The 17,506-nt window shown below is 72.4% G+C and carries 16 protein-coding genes; 15 read left to right on the top strand and 1 reads right to left on the bottom strand.

From position 1 onward, the window contains the following. Positions 1 to 45 precede the first annotated feature (45 nt). Positions 46 to 1,872 (top strand): proline--tRNA ligase, encoded by a 1,827-nt coding sequence (locus tag LUU90_RS13225; RefSeq protein ID WP_275003895.1) that lies wholly within the window; start codon positions 46 to 48, stop codon positions 1,870 to 1,872. Between the two features lie 31 nt (positions 1,873 to 1,903). Here the strand turns inward: LUU90_RS13225 and LUU90_RS13220 are convergent, their stop codons facing one another. Beyond that, positions 1,904 to 2,869, bottom strand: coding sequence for a DUF4439 domain-containing protein (locus LUU90_RS13220; protein ID WP_275003894.1), 966 nt, complete (start codon positions 2,867 to 2,869; stop codon positions 1,904 to 1,906). Between the two features lie 16 nt (positions 2,870 to 2,885). On the opposite strand from LUU90_RS13220, the gene LUU90_RS13215 reads away from it, so the two are divergent. The 14 genes from LUU90_RS13215 (at position 2,886) to rpsO (ending at position 17,352) form a co-directional block, all read left to right on the top strand. Further along, positions 2,886 to 3,077, top strand: coding sequence for a hypothetical protein (locus LUU90_RS13215; protein ID WP_275003893.1), 192 nt, complete (start codon positions 2,886 to 2,888; stop codon positions 3,075 to 3,077). An 85-nt stretch (positions 3,078 to 3,162) separates the two neighbouring features. Next, entirely contained in the window at positions 3,163 to 3,753 is a 591-nt protein-coding gene (gene rimP, locus LUU90_RS13210; protein WP_275003892.1) for a ribosome maturation factor RimP, read from the top strand. 1 nt (position 3,754) lies between these two features. Next, on the top strand, positions 3,755 to 4,804 hold the full coding sequence (gene nusA, locus LUU90_RS13205) for a transcription termination factor NusA (RefSeq protein WP_275003891.1): 1,050 nt from the start codon (positions 3,755 to 3,757) through the stop codon (positions 4,802 to 4,804). A gap of 6 nt (positions 4,805 to 4,810) precedes the next feature. Next, complete coding sequence (locus LUU90_RS13200) at positions 4,811 to 5,158, top strand: YlxR family protein (protein WP_342470205.1); 348 nt, start codon at positions 4,811 to 4,813, stop codon at positions 5,156 to 5,158. A 177-nt stretch (positions 5,159 to 5,335) separates the two neighbouring features. Continuing rightward, the gene (infB, locus tag LUU90_RS13195) at positions 5,336 to 8,359 is read left to right on the top strand and encodes a translation initiation factor IF-2 (protein WP_275003890.1); all 3,024 of its coding nucleotides are present in this window, start codon (positions 5,336 to 5,338) and stop codon (positions 8,357 to 8,359) included. An 89-nt stretch (positions 8,360 to 8,448) separates the two neighbouring features. Then, entirely contained in the window at positions 8,449 to 8,889 is a 441-nt protein-coding gene (rbfA, locus tag LUU90_RS13190) for a 30S ribosome-binding factor RbfA (RefSeq protein WP_275003889.1), read from the top strand. Continuing rightward, complete coding sequence (pyrE, locus tag LUU90_RS13185) at positions 8,886 to 9,422, top strand: orotate phosphoribosyltransferase (protein WP_275003888.1); 537 nt, start codon at positions 8,886 to 8,888, stop codon at positions 9,420 to 9,422. Before rbfA ends, pyrE begins: the two co-directional genes overlap by 4 nt. 20 nt (positions 9,423 to 9,442) lie before the next feature. Beyond that, the gene (gene truB / locus LUU90_RS13180; RefSeq protein ID WP_275003887.1) at positions 9,443 to 10,522 is read left to right on the top strand and encodes a tRNA pseudouridine(55) synthase TruB; all 1,080 of its coding nucleotides are present in this window, start codon (positions 9,443 to 9,445) and stop codon (positions 10,520 to 10,522) included. Between the two features lie 193 nt (positions 10,523 to 10,715). Continuing rightward, positions 10,716 to 11,738, top strand: a complete 1,023-nt coding sequence (locus tag LUU90_RS13175) for a bifunctional riboflavin kinase/FAD synthetase (protein WP_275003886.1) — start codon at positions 10,716 to 10,718, stop codon at positions 11,736 to 11,738. 28 nt (positions 11,739 to 11,766) lie between these two features. Then, positions 11,767 to 12,432 (top strand): hypothetical protein, encoded by a 666-nt coding sequence (locus LUU90_RS13170; RefSeq protein WP_275003885.1) that lies wholly within the window; start codon positions 11,767 to 11,769, stop codon positions 12,430 to 12,432. Positions 12,433 to 12,586: 154 nt separating this feature from the next. After that, positions 12,587 to 13,267 (top strand): ABC transporter ATP-binding protein, encoded by a 681-nt coding sequence (locus tag LUU90_RS13165; RefSeq protein ID WP_275003884.1) that lies wholly within the window; start codon positions 12,587 to 12,589, stop codon positions 13,265 to 13,267. After that, a complete protein-coding gene (locus LUU90_RS13160; RefSeq protein WP_275003883.1) occupies positions 13,264 to 14,805 on the top strand; it encodes a DUF6297 family protein in 1,542 nt (513 codons plus the stop codon). Before LUU90_RS13165 ends, LUU90_RS13160 begins: the two co-directional genes overlap by 4 nt. Positions 14,806 to 14,947: 142 nt before the next feature. Beyond that, a complete protein-coding gene (locus LUU90_RS13155) occupies positions 14,948 to 16,834 on the top strand; it encodes a peroxidase family protein (protein ID WP_275003882.1) in 1,887 nt (628 codons plus the stop codon). A 248-nt stretch (positions 16,835 to 17,082) separates the two neighbouring features. Then, complete coding sequence (gene rpsO, locus LUU90_RS13150) at positions 17,083 to 17,352, top strand: 30S ribosomal protein S15 (protein WP_020016810.1); 270 nt, start codon at positions 17,083 to 17,085, stop codon at positions 17,350 to 17,352. Positions 17,353 to 17,506: the final 154 nt, after the last annotated feature.

The raw sequence follows: 17,506 nt of genomic DNA, 5'->3' as shown, positions 1-17,506 counted from the left end.
AATTTCCGGCGAGCCGCAGCGGCGCACGCGGATAGGCTGTGCCCCATGTCTTCCGCACGCCTCATCCAGGGCGACGTGCTCCGCATGTCGTCCCTCTTCGTCCGTACCCTGCGCGAGGACCCGGCCGAGGCCGAGGTCGCCAGCCACAAGCTCCTCGTGCGGGCCGGGTACATCCGCCGCGCCGCCCCGGGCATCTACTCGTGGCTGCCGCTCGGTCTGCGTGTGCTGGCCAAGATCGAGGCGATCGTCCGCGAGGAGATGGTCGCCATCGGCGGCCAGGAGGTGCACTTCCCGGCGCTGCTGCCGCGGGAGCCCTACGAGGCCACCGGCCGCTGGGAGGAGTACGGCGCTGGCCTGTTCCGCCTCAAGGACCGCAAGGGCGGTGACTACCTCCTCGCGCCGACGCACGAGGAGATGTTCGCGCTCCTGGTCAAGGACCTGTACTCCTCGTACAAGGACCTGCCCGTCACGCTGTTCCAGATCCAGACCAAGTACCGCGACGAGGCCCGCCCCCGCGCGGGCCTGATCCGCGGGCGCGAGTTCATCATGAAGGACTCGTACTCGTTCGACGTCAAGGACGAGGGCCTGGAGGTCAGCTACCAGAAGCACCGCGAGGCGTACGAGAAGATCTTCCAGCGCCTCGGCCTGGAGTACGTGATCGTCTCCGCGATGTCGGGCGCCATGGGTGGCTCGCGCTCCGAGGAGTTCCTGAGCCCCTCCGCGATCGGTGAGGACACCTACGTGCGCTCGCCCGGCGGCTACGCCGCCAACGTCGAGGCAGTGGTCACGCCCGTCCCCGAGGCGATCCCCTACGACGACGCCCCTGCGGCGCACGTCGAGGACACGCCCGACACCCCGACCATCGCCACCCTGGTCGCGCTCGCGAACGAGAAGTTCCCGCGTCCCGACCGGCCCTGGACCGCCGCCGACACCCTGAAGAACGTCGTGCTCGCCCTGGTCCAGCCCGACGGCACCCGCGAGCTCGTGGTGGTCGGCCTGCCCGGTGACCGCGAGGTCGACCTCAAGCGCATCGAGGCCGCGGTCAACCCCGCCGAGCCCGAGGCCGCGACCGAGGAGGACTTCAAGAAGTTTCCCCAGCTGGTCAAGGGCTACATCGGCCCGCAGGCGCTCGGCCCCCAGGGCGAGCAGGTCGAGGGTCCGGACGGCGAGAAGGTTCCCGCGATCCGCTACCTGCTGGACCCCCGCGTGGTGCCCGGCACCCGGTGGATCACCGGCGCCAACGAGCCCGGCAAGCACGTGTTCGACCTGGTGGCCGGTCGTGACTTCACCGCGGACGGCACGATCGAGGCCGCCGAGGTGCGCGCCGGCGACCCTGCTCCCGACGGCTCCGGCCCCCTGGAGCTCGCCCGCGGCATCGAGATGGGCCACATCTTCCAGCTCGGCCGCAAGTACGCCGAGGCGCTGGGCCTGGTCGTGCTCGACGAGAACGGCAAGCAGGCGGTCGTCACCATGGGCTCCTACGGTGTCGGCGTCACGCGCGCGCTCGCGGCGCTCGCGGAGGCCAACCACGACGAGCGCGGCCTGGCGTGGCCCGCACACGTGGCCCCGGTGCACGTGCACCTGGTCGCGGCGGGCAAGGGCGCCGAGGTCTTCGAGGCCGCCGAGTCGATCGCGGCCGACCTCGCCGCCCGTGGCGTCGAGGTGCTCTACGACGACCGGGCCGGCAAGACGTCGCCCGGCGTGAAGTTCAAGGACGCCGAGCTGCTCGGCGCACCGCTCGTGGTCGTGGTCGGCAAGGGCCTGGCTGACGGCGTGGTCGAGGTCCGGCCGCGGGCCGGCGAGGCGGAGCAGCTCCCCGTGGCCGGCGTCGCGGCAGCGGTCGCCGACCGGGTGGCGGCCCTCCTCGCCTGACCCCCGAGGTCGGTCAGGCGACCGACGTCGGTCAGGCGCGCTCCGGCAGGCCCGGGAACGGAACTGCCGGGGCGCCCCACTGGGCGCCGGCCAGAGTGGCGTCGGTCAGGAGCGCGACCAGGACGGCGCGGGTTCCCGGTTCCGCCACCCCGACCAGCGTCGCGTAGTTCTGCGCGAGGTCGCCCTCGAGCTCGCGGGCCAGGTCCGGCGTCGCCGTGCCCGGTCCGGGTACCGCGTAGGCGACCCTGCGCGGGTCCTGGTCGGTCTCCTCGATGCCGGCCACGACGGCCCAGGCCTGGGCCCGCGCACGGTGCAGGCGGGCTCGGTCGTAGGCCCGGGTGCGGACCTCGCCGTCGGCCTGCGCCGCACGTACCTCGAGCGCGTAGGCGGCAGTGTCCTCGGCCAGGACGAGGGCGCTGAGCTCCTCGGCCGACAGGCCGGTGGGGACGGCGGGCGGTCCTTCCGCGGCGGACGCCGGAGCCGCCGGCACCTTCTCGGCCTCGCTCGGCTCGGCGCTGGACTCGGTGGGCTCGGGGATCTGGGTCGGGGGGAGCACGGGCCCGCGCGCACCCGTCACCCGGGCGAGGTCCCGGGCGTACCGGGTCTGCGCGGCGGAGATCGAGCCGAGCAGCCGACCGAGGGGCCCGACCTGCGCCTGGTCGGCTGCGGCACGGGTCCGCGTGGCGGCGTCGCGCAGGGAGGTGAGGACCGCCTGCGGCGTCTGCTCGGGGGTGGTCGCCGAGGGGGAGGCCCCGGACCGTTCGGCGACGATGTCGCCCAGGCCGGAGTCGTACTCGCCTCCGAGCTGCTCCGCCTGCAGGGTCGTGGCCTCGGCGATCGTCGTCAGCTCGGCGGCGACGTCGGGCCGGACGCCCTCGGCCGCCGCGGCGGCGTCGGCCTGGTCGGCGACGAGCAGCGCGTCGGCGACGGCGGTGCGGCGTACCACCTCCGCCGCGTCGGGCACCGGCTCGGTGGGTGGCGGCGTCTCGAGCCGCACGCCGCAACCTGAGAGAATGATCGCGCAGGTCAGGGCCAGCGCGGTCAGGACTGACCGGCTTCGGGTGCGGGCCCTCGGGCCGTTGGGGTTCATCGAGGCCGATGATGCCATGTTCCAGAAGCCGATTCGTGACCGGACCGATTGCGGTCGGGTCACGGACATCACGTTCTACGCGAAGTGCCGAGGCCTGGCGCTTCGTTACGCTTGACGCAGACAACAACAGCACATCGGTCGAACCGTTCCGGCTCGAACCGTGCCCCCGCGCACGTGGGGGAGCCGACGGGAGGCAGTCGATGACACAGCAGGCGGATGCGGTCCGCAAGGTGGTAGCCCCGGTGATCGAGGCCGCAGGGCTGGACCTCGAGGCGGTAAGCGTCTCCCAGGCGGGCAGTAAGTCGGTGGTGCGGATCACCATCGACCTGCCGGAGGACGCCCTGGGCAGCCTGGACTCCGACTCGCTCGGAGACGCGTCCCGCGCGATCTCCGCGGCGCTCGACGCCGACGACGTCGTCGCCGGCGCCTACACGCTCGAGATCTCGACGCCGGGGACCTCCCGGCCGCTGACCGAGCTGCGGCACTTCAAGCGTGCCCGGACCCGGCTGGTCACGCTGAAGATGATGGACGGCAGCCGCGTCGAGGGCCGGTTGACGGACGTGCTCACGGACGGCGGTGACGTGCTCGTGCTCGACGGCGACCGCCGGATCCCGCTGGGTGACGTGCGCCGCGGCAAGGTGGAGGTCGAGCTCAAGAAGCTCGACGAGGTCCAGGATGCCGAGGCATCGGAACTGGGCGAGAGTGCAGGTGAAGACACCGACGACGACTCGGACGGTGCAGGTTCGGACAACGCGACCGAGGGTCACCCCGGCCGCAACGAGGAAGGCTGACATGGACATCGACATGACGACCCTGCGGATGCTGGAGCGCGAGAGGGACCTCAGCCTGGACATCCTCGTCGCGGCCATCGAGCAGGCGCTCCTCTCGGCCTACCACCGGACCCCGGACGCGTACAACCGCGCCCGCGTCGAGGTGGACCGCGCCTCGGGCCACGTGACGGTCTGGGCCCGTGAGGAGCTGCCCGTGCCGGTCGACCCGGAGGACCCCGACGCGCGCCCCACCGTGGAGTACGGGCCCGAGTTCGACGACACCCCGCAGGACTTCGGCCGCATCGCCACCGCGACGGCCCGCCAGGTGATCGTGCAGCGGCTGCGGGACGCGGAGGACGACCAGGTGCTGGGCACCTTCCGCGGCAAGGAGGGCGAGGTCCTGGCCGGTGTCATCCAGCAGGGCCGCGACCCGCGCATGGTGCTGGTGGACGTGGGCGGCACCGAGGCGATCCTGCCGCCGCACGAGCAGGTGCCGACCGAGGAGTACGTGCACGGCGAGCGCCTGCGCGCCTACGTGGTCGAGGTCAGCCGCGGAATGAAGGGCCCCCAGATCACGTTGAGCCGCACGCACCCGAACCTCGTGCGGAAGCTCTTCGAGCTCGAGGTCCCGGAGATCGCCGACGGCTCGGTGGAGATCACCGCCATCGCCCGCGAGGCGGGCCACCGCACCAAGATGGCCGTCCGTACGCGGGTGGCCGGGCTCAACGCCAAGGGCGCCTGCATCGGCCCGATGGGTGCCCGGGTCCGTGCGGTGATGGCCGAGCTGCACGGTGAGAAGATCGACATCGTCGACCACAGCGACGATCCGGCGGCCTTCGTGGCGAGCGCTCTGTCGCCCGCCCGTGTGTCGTCGGTCACAGTGGTCGACGCCGATGCGCGCGCCGCGCGTGCCGTCGTGCCGGACTACCAGCTGTCCCTCGCGATCGGCAAGGAGGGGCAGAACGCCCGTCTCGCCGCGAAGCTGACGGGCTGGCGCATCGACATCCGTTCTGACGAGGCCGCCGACGCCGACGCAGGTGGCGCGGCTGCCGACGCGCCGGGCGGCCGGTAACGCCCGGTGGGTCGGCACGGTAGACTGTCCGAGTCTGGGCCACATACCCGTCCTTCGACATACCCCGTTCCGCCCGTCAAGGGTCCGGTACGCACATGTGTCGGATGCCGGGGGCGTGACCAGCGGTCTGCACTCCTGCGTCTGGTGCTGGACGACTCGATGCATGGTGACGCCGTGGCAGGTTCGCGGCACATCGTGGTCGACGTCCGGGCCTGCCTGCCGGGTCGCGGTGCCTGGGTTCATCCGGAGCCGCGGTGCCTGGAGCTCGCTGAGCGTCGCAGGGCCGTACCACGCGCACTGCGTGTGGACGGGCCTCTCGACCTCGGTGAGGTACGAGCACACCTCGGCCAGTGAGTGCAGCAACCGCAGGACTGTTCCGACCGGACGCAACCGTGCGTCGGGCCGAATTATGCGATTCGTCGACAAGGAAGCGGGTCAGACGCCGATGGGCACCCGATGAGCCCCCAGCGATGAGTACTCAGTACTAACGGTGGTCCTCCCTGTCTTGGGATGGACCGAGACAGGAGAGTTGTGGCTAAAGTCCGCGTCTACGAGCTCGCAAAAGAGCTCGGAGTGGAAAGCAAGACCCTGCTTGGCGAGCTGAAGTCGGCAGGCGAATACGTTCGCTCGGCGTCTTCGACGCTCGAGCCGCCCGTCGTGCGGCGCATGCGCGACAAGTTCCCCGCCGGTGGCAGTGGCGGCCCGTCCGACAAGGGCGAGACCGCCAAGCCTGCTGCGAGCTCACCCAAGCCGGCCGCCGCGAAGCCCGCGGCACAGAAGCCTGCCGAGTCGACCCCGACTCCGGCTCCCGCTCCGGCACCGAGCAAGCCCCAGGCCGAGGCCACGCCGACCCCGGCGCCCGCCCCGGCTCCCAACCCGACTCCGGCTCCGAGCCCCGCGCCGGCGGCACCCGCCCCGGCTCCGGCAGCCAACGAGACCCAGGCGGCGCCCGCGGCGTCCGCCCGGCCCGCGGCGGGTCCCAAGCCTGGTGCGCCGAAGCCCGCAGCTGCGCCCAAGCCCGGTGCGCCGAAGCCGGCTGCCGCGCCCTCGAGCGCGCGTCCGGGTCGCGACGGCGGCCGTGACGGCGGCCGTGGTGGCCGTCCCGGTGGCGGCAACCCGCGTCCGGGCAACAACCCGTTCGCGACCAGCCAGGGCATGCCCCGTCCCGGTGGCGGCCGCGGTCGCCCGGGTGCAGCGGGCCCCGGGAGCAGCGGCGGTAACGACCGTCCTGCGGCCGGCGGCAACCCGCGTCCGGGCAACAACCCGTTCGCGCCCAGCCAGGGCATGCCGCGTCCGGGGCAGCGCCCCGAGCGCACCGAGGCTCCCAGCGGTGAGCGCTCCGGCGGTCCCCGTCCGGGTGGTCCCCGTCCTTCGGCACCTCGTCCCGGTGGTACCGGTGGCGGCGGTCCGCGCCCGAACCCCGGCATGATGCCGGGCAAGACCTCCATGCCGCGTCCGGGCGACCGCCCGGCTCCGGGTGGCGGTCGTGGCCGCCCTGGTGGCGGCGGTGGCCGTCCCGGCGGAGCCGGTGGCGGCGCTGCCGGCGCAGGCGCACCGGGTCGTCCCGGTGGCGGTGGCGGCTTCGGTGGCCCGCGTCGCGGTGCCGGTGGTCGCGGTGCGACACAGGGTGCCTTCGGGCGCGCCGGTGGCAAGCCGGTCCGCGGGCGTAAGTCGAGGCGCGCGAAGCGCCAGGAGTTCGAGGCGATGCAGGCCCCGTCACTCGGTGGCGTGCAGGTCCCTCGCGGCAACGGCACCACCGTCGTCCGGCTGCGCCACGGTGCGTCGCTGAACGACTTCGCGGACAAGATCGACGCGAATCCCGCGGCGCTCGTGACCGTGCTGTTCCACCTGGGCGAGATGGCCACGGCCACGCAGTCGCTCGACGAGGACACGTTCGGCACGCTGGCCACCGAGCTCGGCTACCAGATCGAGATGGTCTCGGCCGAGGAGGAGGACCGCGAGCTGCTCGGGGCCTTCGACATCGACCTGCAGGCCGAGGAGGCCGACGAGTCCGACGAGGACCTCGCCGTCCGTCCGCCGGTCGTGACCGTCATGGGTCACGTCGACCACGGTAAGACCAAGCTGCTCGACGCGATCCGCAAGTCGGACGTCGTGGCGGGCGAGCACGGCGGGATCACGCAGCACATCGGTGCGTACCAGATCACGCACGAGCACGAGGGCACCGACCGTGCCATCACGTTCATCGACACCCCGGGCCACGAGGCGTTCACCGCCATGCGTGCCCGTGGTGCACAGGTCACCGACATCGCGATCCTCGTGGTCGCGGCCGACGACGGCGTGATGCCGCAGACGGTCGAGGCGGTGAACCACGCGCAGGCAGCAGGTGTGCCGATCGTGGTCGCGGTCAACAAGATCGACGTCGAGGGTGCGAACCCGGCGAAGGTGCGTCAGCAGCTCACCGAGTACAACCTGGTGGCCGAGGAGTACGGCGGCGACACCATGTTCGTCGACGTCGCGGCGAAGCCGGGCATCGGTATCGACAGCCTGATCGACGCCGTCCTGCTGACCGCGGACGCGTCGCTCGACCTGCGGGCGAACCCGACCAAGGACGCACGCGGTGTGGCCATCGAGGCGAACCTCGACAAGGGTCGCGGCCCGGTGGCGACGGTGCTGGTCCAGGCCGGCACGCTGCACGTCGGTGACGCGATCGTCGCGGGCACGGCCTACGGCCGGGTCCGTGCGATGTTCGACGAGCACGGCAACGCGGTCGAGGCGGCCACCCCGGCCCGCCCCGTCCAGGTGCTGGGTCTGACCAGCGTCCCGGGCGCCGGCGACACGTTCCTCGTGGCGCCCGACGACCGGACCGCTCGCCAGATCGCCGAGAAGCGCCAGGCGGCCGAGCGCGCGGCGACGCTGGCCAAGCGTCGCAAGCGGATCAGCCTCGAGGACTTCGACGTCGAGCTCAAGAAGGGCAAGGTCGAGAGCCTCAACCTCATCCTCAAGGGCGACGTGTCCGGTGCCGTCGAGGCACTGGAGGACGCGCTGCTCAAGATCGATGTGGGCGAGGAGGTCGAGCTGCGCGTCATCCACCGTGGTGTGGGTGCGATCACGCAGAACGACGTCAACCTCGCGACCGTCGACAGCGCCGTGATCATCGGCTTCAACGTGAAGTACGGCGAGCGCGTCGAGGAGCTGGCGGAGCGCGAAGGCGTCGACGTCAAGTTCTACTCGGTCATCTACCAGGCGATCGAGGACGTCGAGGCGGCCCTCAAGGGCATGCTCAAGCCGGAGTACGAGGAGGTCCAGCTCGGGACCGCGGAGATCCGCCAGGTCTTCCGTTCCTCGAAGTTCGGCAACATCGCCGGTTCCGTGGTCCGCTCGGGCAGCATCCGCCGCAACTCCAAGGCGCGTGTGCTGCGCAACGGCACGGTCGTGGGCGACAACCTCACCATCGAGTCGCTGCGTCGTGAGAAGGACGACGTCACCGAGGTCCGCGAGGGCTTCGAGTGCGGTATCGGTCTCGGGTCGTTCAACGACGTCAACGAGGGCGACACCATCGAGACCTTCGAGATGCGCGAGAAGCCGCGCGCCTGACGCTGATGGCTCATTGAGTGCGGGGTGTTCGCCCGGCCGGCTCGTCCGGACGGGGCGAACGCCCCGCACTCACGCTGAAAGGACTATTCATGGTCGACAATCCGCGGGCTCGTAAGCTCGCCGACCGCATCAAGGTGATCGTCGCGGAGATGATCGATACACGGATCAAGGATCCGCGGCTCGGTTTCATGACGGTCACGGACGTCCGGGTGACCGGTGACCTGCAGAACGCCTCGGTGTTCTACACCGTCTACGGCTCGGACGAGGACCGGGAGGGTACGGCCGCGGCGCTGAAGAGCGCTACCGGCCTGATCCGCTCGGAGGTGGGCAAGCAGACCGGTATCCGGCTGACGCCCACGCTCGAGTTCCACCTGGACTCCGTCCCGGACACCGCCGCCAACCTCGACGCCGCCCTGATCGAGGCTCGTAAGCGCGACGCCGAGCTGGAGGCGTTGCGTGCCGGTGCCCGGTACGCGGGTGACGAGGACCCCTACAAGAAGCCGCGCGAGGACGACGACGAGGTCGAATGACCTCCTCCGACCGCACGCTCGCGCGTGACATCGACGCCGCCTGCCGCCTGACCGGGACGTTCACGCTCCGGTCAGGGCAGGCGGCGTCGGAGTACTTCGACAAGTACCTCTTCGAGACCGATCCGGCGTTGCTCGCCCGGGTCGCGCGCCAGATGGTGCCCCTCGTACCGGAGCGCGCCGACCTGCTGGGCGGGCTCGAGCTCGGCGGCGTGCCGATCGTGACGGTGCTCAGCGGGCTGACCGGCACCGGCGCGCTGTTCGTGCGCAAGCAGGCCAAGGCGTACGGCACGTCGAAGCTCGCCGAGGGTCCGCCCGTCGAGGGCCGCAGGGTGGTACTGATCGAGGACGTGATCACGACCGGCGGCGCCGTCCGGGACGCGACGCGTGCCCTGCGTGCCGCCGGGGCCGTCGTGGACACCGTGGTCTGCGCGATCGACCGGAGTGCTGCGGGCAGCACACCCCTTGCCGACATCGGCCTCGAGGTCCGTGCTGTCCTGACCAAGACGGAGCTGGACGCCGAGCGCACCGGCTGAACCGCGAGAGACTGGACCTCATGATCTCCCCGACCCCTCAGGCGCCCGTGCGCCGGCCGACCGCCGCCGACGGGTTCGTCGTCGTCGACAAGCCGCAGGGCTGGACCAGCCACGACGTCGTCGGGCGCATGCGGCGCCTGGCCGGGACGCGCAAGGTCGGCCATGCCGGAACGCTCGACCCCATGGCGACCGGCGTCCTCGTGCTGGGTATCGGCAAGGCGACCCGCCTGCTCACGTACGTGGTGGGCGCCGACAAGGACTACGACGCCACGATCCGGCTGGGCATCACCACCACCACTGACGACGCCGAGGGCGACGTCATGTCCGTGGCCGGCCCCGGCACCGTCGAGCAGGTCGACCGGGCTGCGCTGGACGCCGCCGTCGCCGACCTCACGGGGGACATCCTGCAGGTGCCGACGTCGGTGTCCGCGATCAAGGTGGACGGCAAGCGTGCCTACGCGCGGGTCCGGGCGGGGGAGGAGGTCGCGCTACAGGCGCGGCCCGTCACCGTGTCCCGGTTCGACGTCCTGGACGTGCGGACGGCCACTGCCGCCGTGCCCGACGTCGACCCGGCCGGCACCTACGTCGAGGACCCTGCCGGCGGGCATCCCGACGCGGAACCGGGAGTCGCGCCCACGCTCGCCGAACCGGGTGATCACCCGACCCGGGACGTGCCGGCGGTCGACGTCGACGTACGCGTCACCGTCTCCTCCGGGACGTACGTGCGCGCCCTGGCCCGCGACCTGGGTGCCGCCCTCGGAACCGGCGGGCACCTGACGATGCTCCGCCGCACCCGGGTGGGCGGTTATGACCTGGCCGGTGCCCGCACGCTCGAGCAGCTGGAGGCGCAGGCTGACGCCGACGGCACGCTGGCCACCCTGCCGATGGCCGAGGCCGCCCGGGGCACCTTCCCGGTGCGTGAGCTCGACGAGGTGGAGGTGCGCGCGCTCGGTTACGGCCAGTGGGTGGAGCCGTCGGGGCGGCCCGAGGTGGTGGCGGCGCTGTCGCCGTCGGGCACGCTGGTGGCGCTGCTCGAGGACACCCGACGGCGGGGAGAGGACCTCGCCAAGCCCGTCCTGGTGCTCGCGCCGGCCGGCTGAGCCGGGCGCGAGTACGGGGCAGCAAGCCCTGGTGCGGCCCCCATACCGACCGCCCCACCGGTGGTCGGCGGTCCGTCGTGACCACGCGGGCACACGACCTCCGAAACACGCCGTAGGCTTTTGGCGATCGGTGCGGGTCGCGGCGTGCGCGGCTCCCGCGCCAGCGCCACCCGATTCATGAGGAGCAACCCGCGTGCAGCTGTGGACGGACCTGGAACAGGTTCCCCCGGGATTCGGGCCATCAGTAGTGACGATCGGCAACTTCGACGGCGTCCACCGCGGCCATCAGGCGGTGCTCGACCGCATCCTTCGGCTCGCCCGGAGCGACGCGGCCAGCGCTGTCGCGGTGACGTTCGAGCCGCACCCGTCGGCCGTGCACCGGCCTGAGTCGGCCCCGGAGCTGATCACCGGCCTGGAGGACCGCCTGGCGCTCATGGAGCGCACTGGCCTGGACGCGACGTTGCTCGTGAACTACACGCTGGACTTCGCCGCCCAGACGCCCGAGGAGTTCGTCTCCCGGTACCTGGTGGACGGCCTCGGTGCCCGCACGGTGGTGGTGGGACACGACGTGCGCTTCGGCAAGCAGAACGCCGGCACGCTGGCCACGATGGTCGAGCTCGGCGGCCAGCACGGCTTCGAGGTGGTCGCCATCGACGACGTCGGCGACTTCGCGCAGCCCGAGGGCGACGGACATCAGCGCTGGTCGTCGACGGCGGTGCGTGCGCTGCTCGCGGAGGGCGACGTCGACCAGGCCGCCGACGTGCTGGGCCGGCCGCACCTGGTGCGCGGCACGGTGGTGCACGGCGACGCCCGCGGCCGGGAGATGGGCTTCCCGACCGCCAACCTCGGTGACATCACCGGGCTCGTCCCCGCCGACGGCGTCTACGCCGGCTGGCTGCGCCGCGGCACGGCCGCCACCTGCGCGAGCCTCGCCGGGCCGGAGGGTGACCGGGCCGCCGTGTCCGGCACGGGGATGGGGCAGGAGGAGATCCTGCCCGCCGCGATCTCCGTCGGCACCAACCCCACGTTCGACGGCGTCGAACGCCGCGTCGAGGCGTACGTGCTCGACCGCACCGACCTCGACCTGTACGACCAGACGGTGGCGCTCGAGTTCGTGGCGCACCTGCGGCCCACGCTGCGGTTCGACGGCATGGAGCCGCTCATCGCCCAGATGAACGACGACGTGGCGCGCGCCCGGAAGATCCTGCGGGCCTGAGCGGCCCGGACGGGTGACGAGGCGTGCGGTGACGGGGCCGAGAGCGATTCCCCGCAAGAGACATGGCGCGGCGGGCGTGGCGGCGGTGATCGGCGTCGTGGCCGTCGCGGTCGCCGGCTGCGGGCCGAGCGAGCCGGTCGTGCACGGCGACGACCGGAAGCATCCGCTGCGCGTGCTGGCCGGGGGCGGCGGCAGCAACCTGGACATCCCGGACGGAGTCCGTCCGGGTCAGCCGTGGACCGCGTCGTTCGGGCAGTACACGCCATGCGTCACGACGGGTGAAGGGCCGCTGACGATCACCGACGTGACGTGGGCGGCGGACCCCGGGCTCGAGCCGACGTCGGTCGAGGCGTACGTGGTCACCTTCGACGGCGGGGCGTTCGCGCCTTCTCCGGCGATTATCGGCACGCCCTTGGACCCGCATTCTCCGGACTCGTGGGGGGAGGTCGGCCTCCTGGAAGCTCGCGAGGGGATCGTGGGATACGAGGCGACGATCCCGTGTGCCCGGTTCGGCCATCGGACGGATCCGGTCGACGAGCTCTACGTCACGCTGACCACGGACGGCGGTGGAGTGATGGTGCGCGACCTCCGTTTCCACTACGAGACGCCGGAGGGCGAGAAGTTCGTCCTGCAGGCCGCGTGGGACATGGGCATGTGCGGTCCTGAGATGCCGGAGGAGGAATGTCCCTCGTGAAGCCGGAAGCCGCTGTCGGCACCACGCGATGCTCCGACGAACCACTGTCGAGTCATCGGAAGCTCCGATCGTGGTCGAGATGCGGATGTGGTCCGGCGGACACAACTCGCACCTACCCGGGAGAACGAGACCCCGTTCGTGCGTTGAGGTGGGCATGACGCTCCTTGAACTGTCCGACCTGTCGGTCGGGTACGGCGGCAACGCCGTCTGTCCGCCGGTATCGCTCACGCTGGCACCCGGGGACGTCGTCGCCGTGATCGGCACCAACGGCACCGGCAAGTCCACCCTGCTGCGCACGGTGCTCGGCCTGCAGGACCCGCTGTCCGGGACGGTCCGAGCGTTCGGCCGTGCCGTGGACGAGCGGGAGCGGCACTTCCGCGCCCGCGTCGCGGGTGTGCTGGACGACGACGCGTTCTTCCCCGGCGTGACCGTCCGCGAGCATCTCGTGCTCACCGCGCGCGGGCACGGCGTGCCCGACGCCGGAGCGGTCACCGACCAGGTGCTCGACCACGTGGGCATCACCGGGCACGGCGGCGCCATGCCGCACACCCTGTCGTCCGGGCAGCGCCGCCGCTTTCTCCTGGCGAGCGCCCTGGTGCGGCCACGGGACCTGCTCGTGCTCGACGAGCCCGAGCAGCGCCTGGACACCGCCATGCGGGGCCGGCTCTCCGGCATGCTGCGGGCCGAGGCGGACGCCGGCACCGCCGTCCTGTTCGCCACCCACGACGACCGGCTCCTCGCGGACACGGGCGCGAGCGCGCTGTACCTGTCCGACGACGGCGCCGTGCTGCTGCCTGCGGACGAGGCACCGGGCGTGCTGGCGGGCTTCCGATGACCGGCGGGACGGCCGACACCGCCGTCGAACCCGTGCTACCGCGGGTCGTCGGGGACGAGGAGGAGCGCCTCACCGGCGCCGAGCTACGCCGGCTGACCGCGCGGGTGCGCGCCCACAACCTGCCCGCCCAGGCAGGCCGGGTGGCGATGGACGTCGGCGAGGTGGTGATCTCGCTCGCGATCGTCGCGCTGTACCTGTGGGGGTTCGGCGCACCCCTGCGGGAGCTGCTGGAGTCCGACGCCACCCGGTTCGGGCTCGGCCCCGGCCTCGTCCAGGCGCTGGTCCTCGGGTTGGCGACCCTCGCGGGAACCGTGCTCGCACTCCGGCTGGGCCCGGCCGGCCTGCCGGCCGCCGGGGTGCGCTGGTGGGTACCCACCCCGGCCGACCGGACCGGCCTGGCCTCGCCGTCGGTGGTGCGGTCGGTGCTGATCGGCGTCGGCGCGGGACTGGTCGTGGGCGGCGTGCCCGCCGCGTTCGTGGGCGTCAGCGTCCCCGGGATCCTCGCCGACGCCGGACTCGGCGCCACGCTCGGCCTCCTCGTCGTCGCGGGCACCGGCGTGCTGCAGGTGACCGGGGCGGCGTCGGGCCCGCTGCCGGGGCGGGTGCTCAACATCCTGCTCGCCGCCGTCCCGCTGGCCGGGCTCGCCCTGGCTCTCTGGGCACCCGAGTGGACCGCCTGGGCCGCGCCGTGGCCCCTCCCGGTCCTGCTCACGGTGCTGGGCGGCGCCGCGCTCGCCCTCTGGGCCACCCGCCTCGAGCGGCTCCGCGCCGGAGAGCTGCGCGCCCGCGCGTCTGCGGCGATGCAGGCGTCGGTCGCCCTGCTCTCGCTCGACAGCGGCGGCATGAGCCGCGCGCTCGGCGGAGGGCCGACCGCGTTACGCGTCCTGCCGTGGCTGCCCGGCACGGCCCGTGGCCCCGCAGGCGCCCTGCTCGCCGCTGACGCCACGCTGCTCGCGCGGTCCCCCTCGGCGCTCGCCGGGCTGGTAGCCCTCGCCGCGACCGGGGCGTTCGTCGTGCAGGTGCCCGTGCTGGCCGGAGGGATAGGACTCTGGGCGGTGCTCGTCGGAGCGGGGTACGCGGGGGCGATCGCCGGCGCGGTCGGCCCGCGGTCGGCGGGAGAGAACCCGCGTCTGGACTCCCTGGTGCCGCTGGGCGCCCGGACCACCCGTGCGGTGCGCACGGTGTGGCCGGTCCTGGCCGCCGCGGTGGTGCTGCTGGCGGCCGCCCTCGCGGTCGGCGGCGGGCAGTGGCTCGTCACGGGGGCGCTCGCCACCGTCGCGCTCGGGGCCGCTGCCGTCCGGACCGCTTACCGCGGGCCGGTGCCGTGGGACGTCCCGATGATCGCCACTCCGGCGGGTGCGCTGCCGACGGGGCTCGTGCTGCACCAGATGAAAGGGCTGGACCTGGCGGTACTCGGCACGCTTCCGCTCGCGTGGGCGGTGGTCTCCGGATCGGCAGGGCCGGCGGTGATCGGGCTGCAGGCGGTGTTTTCCCTCGGTGCGGTGCTGTGGGCAGCGCACGTCAAGCGATCCGCCTGACCGGCCGGACCTGCAGGTCGACCACGTGACCTGAAGGTCCGACCGGATCACCTGTGATTCGGGCCTCGCCGAATCGGTCACCACGCGGCGCCCGGGACTCTCCCACTGGAGGAAGGCCTTCACCCCCAGCGAAGGAGAGACGATGGTCCAGATCACGCAGGCGCCACCCCAGGGCGACGCGAACCACTCGCCCCACGAGGCGGTCGACCTGGCGCAGACACCGGCCGGCCGCACGGTATGGCGGATCGGGCACGGCGGTGTGTTCGTCCCGTCCGACGGCGCCGACGCCGCCGACCCGCAGCAGAGCACCGCGACGCTCCTGCCGCGCACCGAGGCGGCGGTGCGGCGCGACCTGCGCGAGCACCGGTTCGACGCGACGACGTCGTTCGCCTACCTGTTCCGTGGGCCGGCCGCGCGCTACCCGCAGGCCCACCTGCCGGCGGGTGAGCACCTGGAGGACACCCGGGCCGCCCTGCTGCGGCTCGGCACCGCCATGATCGAGCCCGCGGCCGTGCCCGTCCCGCGCGACTCGACGATCCCGTCCGTCTACACGTACTGGGGTCAGTTCATCGACCACGACATCACGCTCAACACGAACGGCCCCGACGACGGCTCCGGCCCGGGAGGTGACCGGGCGCTGGGGGACGTCGTCAGCGACCCGTTCCGCACGTTCCCGCCGGACGTCGTCGTGCGCAGCCTGCACAACGGGCGTATCCCGCTCCTCGACCTCGACAGCCTGTACGGCTCAGGCCCTCGGTTCGAGGGCGAGCCGGACTTCGGCTCCACCCGGAGCGAGGCGGCGTACGTGCCGGGCTCCGCCAAGCTGCGGCTGGGCAGGGTCTCCACCGACGCCATACCCGGGTTCGAGCTCGTGGCGCCCGGCGACGACCCGCAGCGCGACCTGCCGCGCAGCACCGAGCCGGGCAGCGAGCGCATGCCGCTGATCCCGGACGGACGTAACGACGAGAACCTGGTCCTGGCACAGTTCCACGTGGCGATGATCCGGTTCCACAACGCGACCGTCGACTGGGTGGCCCGGAACGAGCCGTGGTCGGCGACCACGCAGCGGGAACTGTTCGGCCGGGCACAGCAGCTCGTCCGGTACCACTACCAGTGGCTCGTGGTGCACGACTACCTGCGCACCCTGACCAAGCCCGGCGTGGTGGACGCGGTCCTCGCGACCGGCCCGTCGCTGTTCCGGCCCGCGCGCCGCGTGGCGATGCCGCTGGAGTTCGCGGTGGCGGCCTTCCGGTTCGGCCACTCGATGGTGCGCGGTGCCTACGACTTCAACGTGAACTTCACGCGGAACGGCCCCGGCGGGGTGGCCTCGTTGAACCAGCTGTTCCAGTTCACGGGCGCCGGCGGGCTGTCGCCCGACCTCGCGAACCCGTTTCCGGCACTGCCGTCGAACTGGCCGGTCGACTGGTCCCGGCTGACCGACAAGGGCGACCCCGCGGCGTTCCGCATGGCCCGCAAGATCGACCCGTTCCTCGCCGACGGCCTGGGCGACCTCCTGAACGAGGGCGGTGCGGCCTCGGGAGCGGTGCGGGCGCTGCTCAAGCACCTCGCCCAGCGCAACCTGCTGCGCGGCTACATGCTGGCGATCCCGACCGGCGAGGCGGTCGCCGCCGAGCTCGGGGTGCGTCCGCTCACGCCCGGACAGCTGCGGCAGAACGCGTCGCCCGAGCTGGTGGCGGCGCTCGACGACCTCGACGGCACGCCGCTCTGGTACTACGTGCTCAAGGAGGCCGAGGTCCAGGGCAACGGCAACTTCCTCGGCGAGGTCGGCAGCCGCATCCTCGTGGAGACGTTCGTCTACCTGCTGCGCCTGGACGACGAGTCGTACCTGCGCCGCCCCGGCCGGGACTGGACGCCCGCCCACGGCGTGCGGTTCGACGACCGGCGTCTCATCACGACGCTCCCGGACCTGCTGGCGTTCGCCGGCGTCCTCCCGGTGGGGCAGGACGAGGCCGGGGCTCCGGTCTTCCGGCGCGCGGGCACGGGCTACGCGGGCCACGACGGGGCGTAGCTCCCGCGTCGGTGCCGTGTGCCGACGGCGTGGTCGGCGATTTGTGCCGACCACCCAGGTTCTGGGCGTCAGGTCGAGAGCGGGACATGGTCGCGATCGGAGACCAGGGTCATACGTGGACCGGCCTTCGCCGTCGGGCAGAGAGGCCTGGCACTGGTAATGTTGTACTGCCGTCTGAACGGCCGCGGATCGAGAGCGCCCCGGTGAACAAGTCCCGGAGCACCGCGCAACGACACTGAAGGAGAGCCATGCCGCTCGACACTGCCACGAAGCAGCAGATCATTTCCGAGTACGGAACCAAGCCGGGCGACTCGGGCTCGCCGGAGGTGCAGATCGCGCTCCTCACGCAGCGCATCAAGGACCTCACCGAGCACCTCAAGGAGCACAAGCACGACCACCACAGCCGTCGTGGTCTGCTGCTCCTCGTGGGCCAGCGCCGTCGTCTCCAGGGTTACCTCAAGGGGATCGACATCGAGCGCTACCGCGCCCTCGTCGACAAGCTCGGCCTGCGCCGCTGACATGACGCCCACCAGCCCGGCCCCCGCTGCGGGGGCCGGGCTGGTCTGGTGAGATGCTGTAGTACGACAAGCGCCGCCCGTGACCTCGTCCGGTCCTCGGTAGTGGCTTCCCGAATCCCTCGCCCCTGGCGAGCGGTGGTTCGGTAGGCCTCGA

The sequence above is a fragment of the Promicromonospora iranensis genome, from assembly GCF_028994775.1.
Lineage (GTDB): Bacteria > Actinomycetota > Actinomycetes > Actinomycetales > Cellulomonadaceae > Promicromonospora > Promicromonospora iranensis_A.
This window is presented reverse-complemented; position numbering and strand designations above follow the sequence as displayed.

Coding starts and splice junctions, on each gene's coding strand:
- LUU90_RS13225 (WP_275003895.1), top strand. CDS start 46: ATGTCTTCCGCACGCCTCATCCAGGGCGACGTGCTCCGCATGTCGTCC.
- rimP (WP_275003892.1), top strand. CDS start 3,163: ATGACACAGCAGGCGGATGCGGTCCGCAAGGTGGTAGCCCCGGTGATC.
- LUU90_RS13160 (WP_275003883.1), top strand. CDS start 13,264: ATGACCGGCGGGACGGCCGACACCGCCGTCGAACCCGTGCTACCGCGG.
- pyrE (WP_275003888.1), top strand. CDS start 8,886: ATGACCTCCTCCGACCGCACGCTCGCGCGTGACATCGACGCCGCCTGC.
- LUU90_RS13155 (WP_275003882.1), top strand. CDS start 14,948: ATGGTCCAGATCACGCAGGCGCCACCCCAGGGCGACGCGAACCACTCG.
- truB (WP_275003887.1), top strand. CDS start 9,443: ATGATCTCCCCGACCCCTCAGGCGCCCGTGCGCCGGCCGACCGCCGCC.
- rbfA (WP_275003889.1), top strand. CDS start 8,449: ATGGTCGACAATCCGCGGGCTCGTAAGCTCGCCGACCGCATCAAGGTG.
- rpsO (WP_020016810.1), top strand. CDS start 17,083: ATGCCGCTCGACACTGCCACGAAGCAGCAGATCATTTCCGAGTACGGA.
- LUU90_RS13165 (WP_275003884.1), top strand. CDS start 12,587: ATGACGCTCCTTGAACTGTCCGACCTGTCGGTCGGGTACGGCGGCAAC.
- nusA (WP_275003891.1), top strand. CDS start 3,755: ATGGACATCGACATGACGACCCTGCGGATGCTGGAGCGCGAGAGGGAC.
- LUU90_RS13215 (WP_275003893.1), top strand. CDS start 2,886: ATGATCGCGCAGGTCAGGGCCAGCGCGGTCAGGACTGACCGGCTTCGG.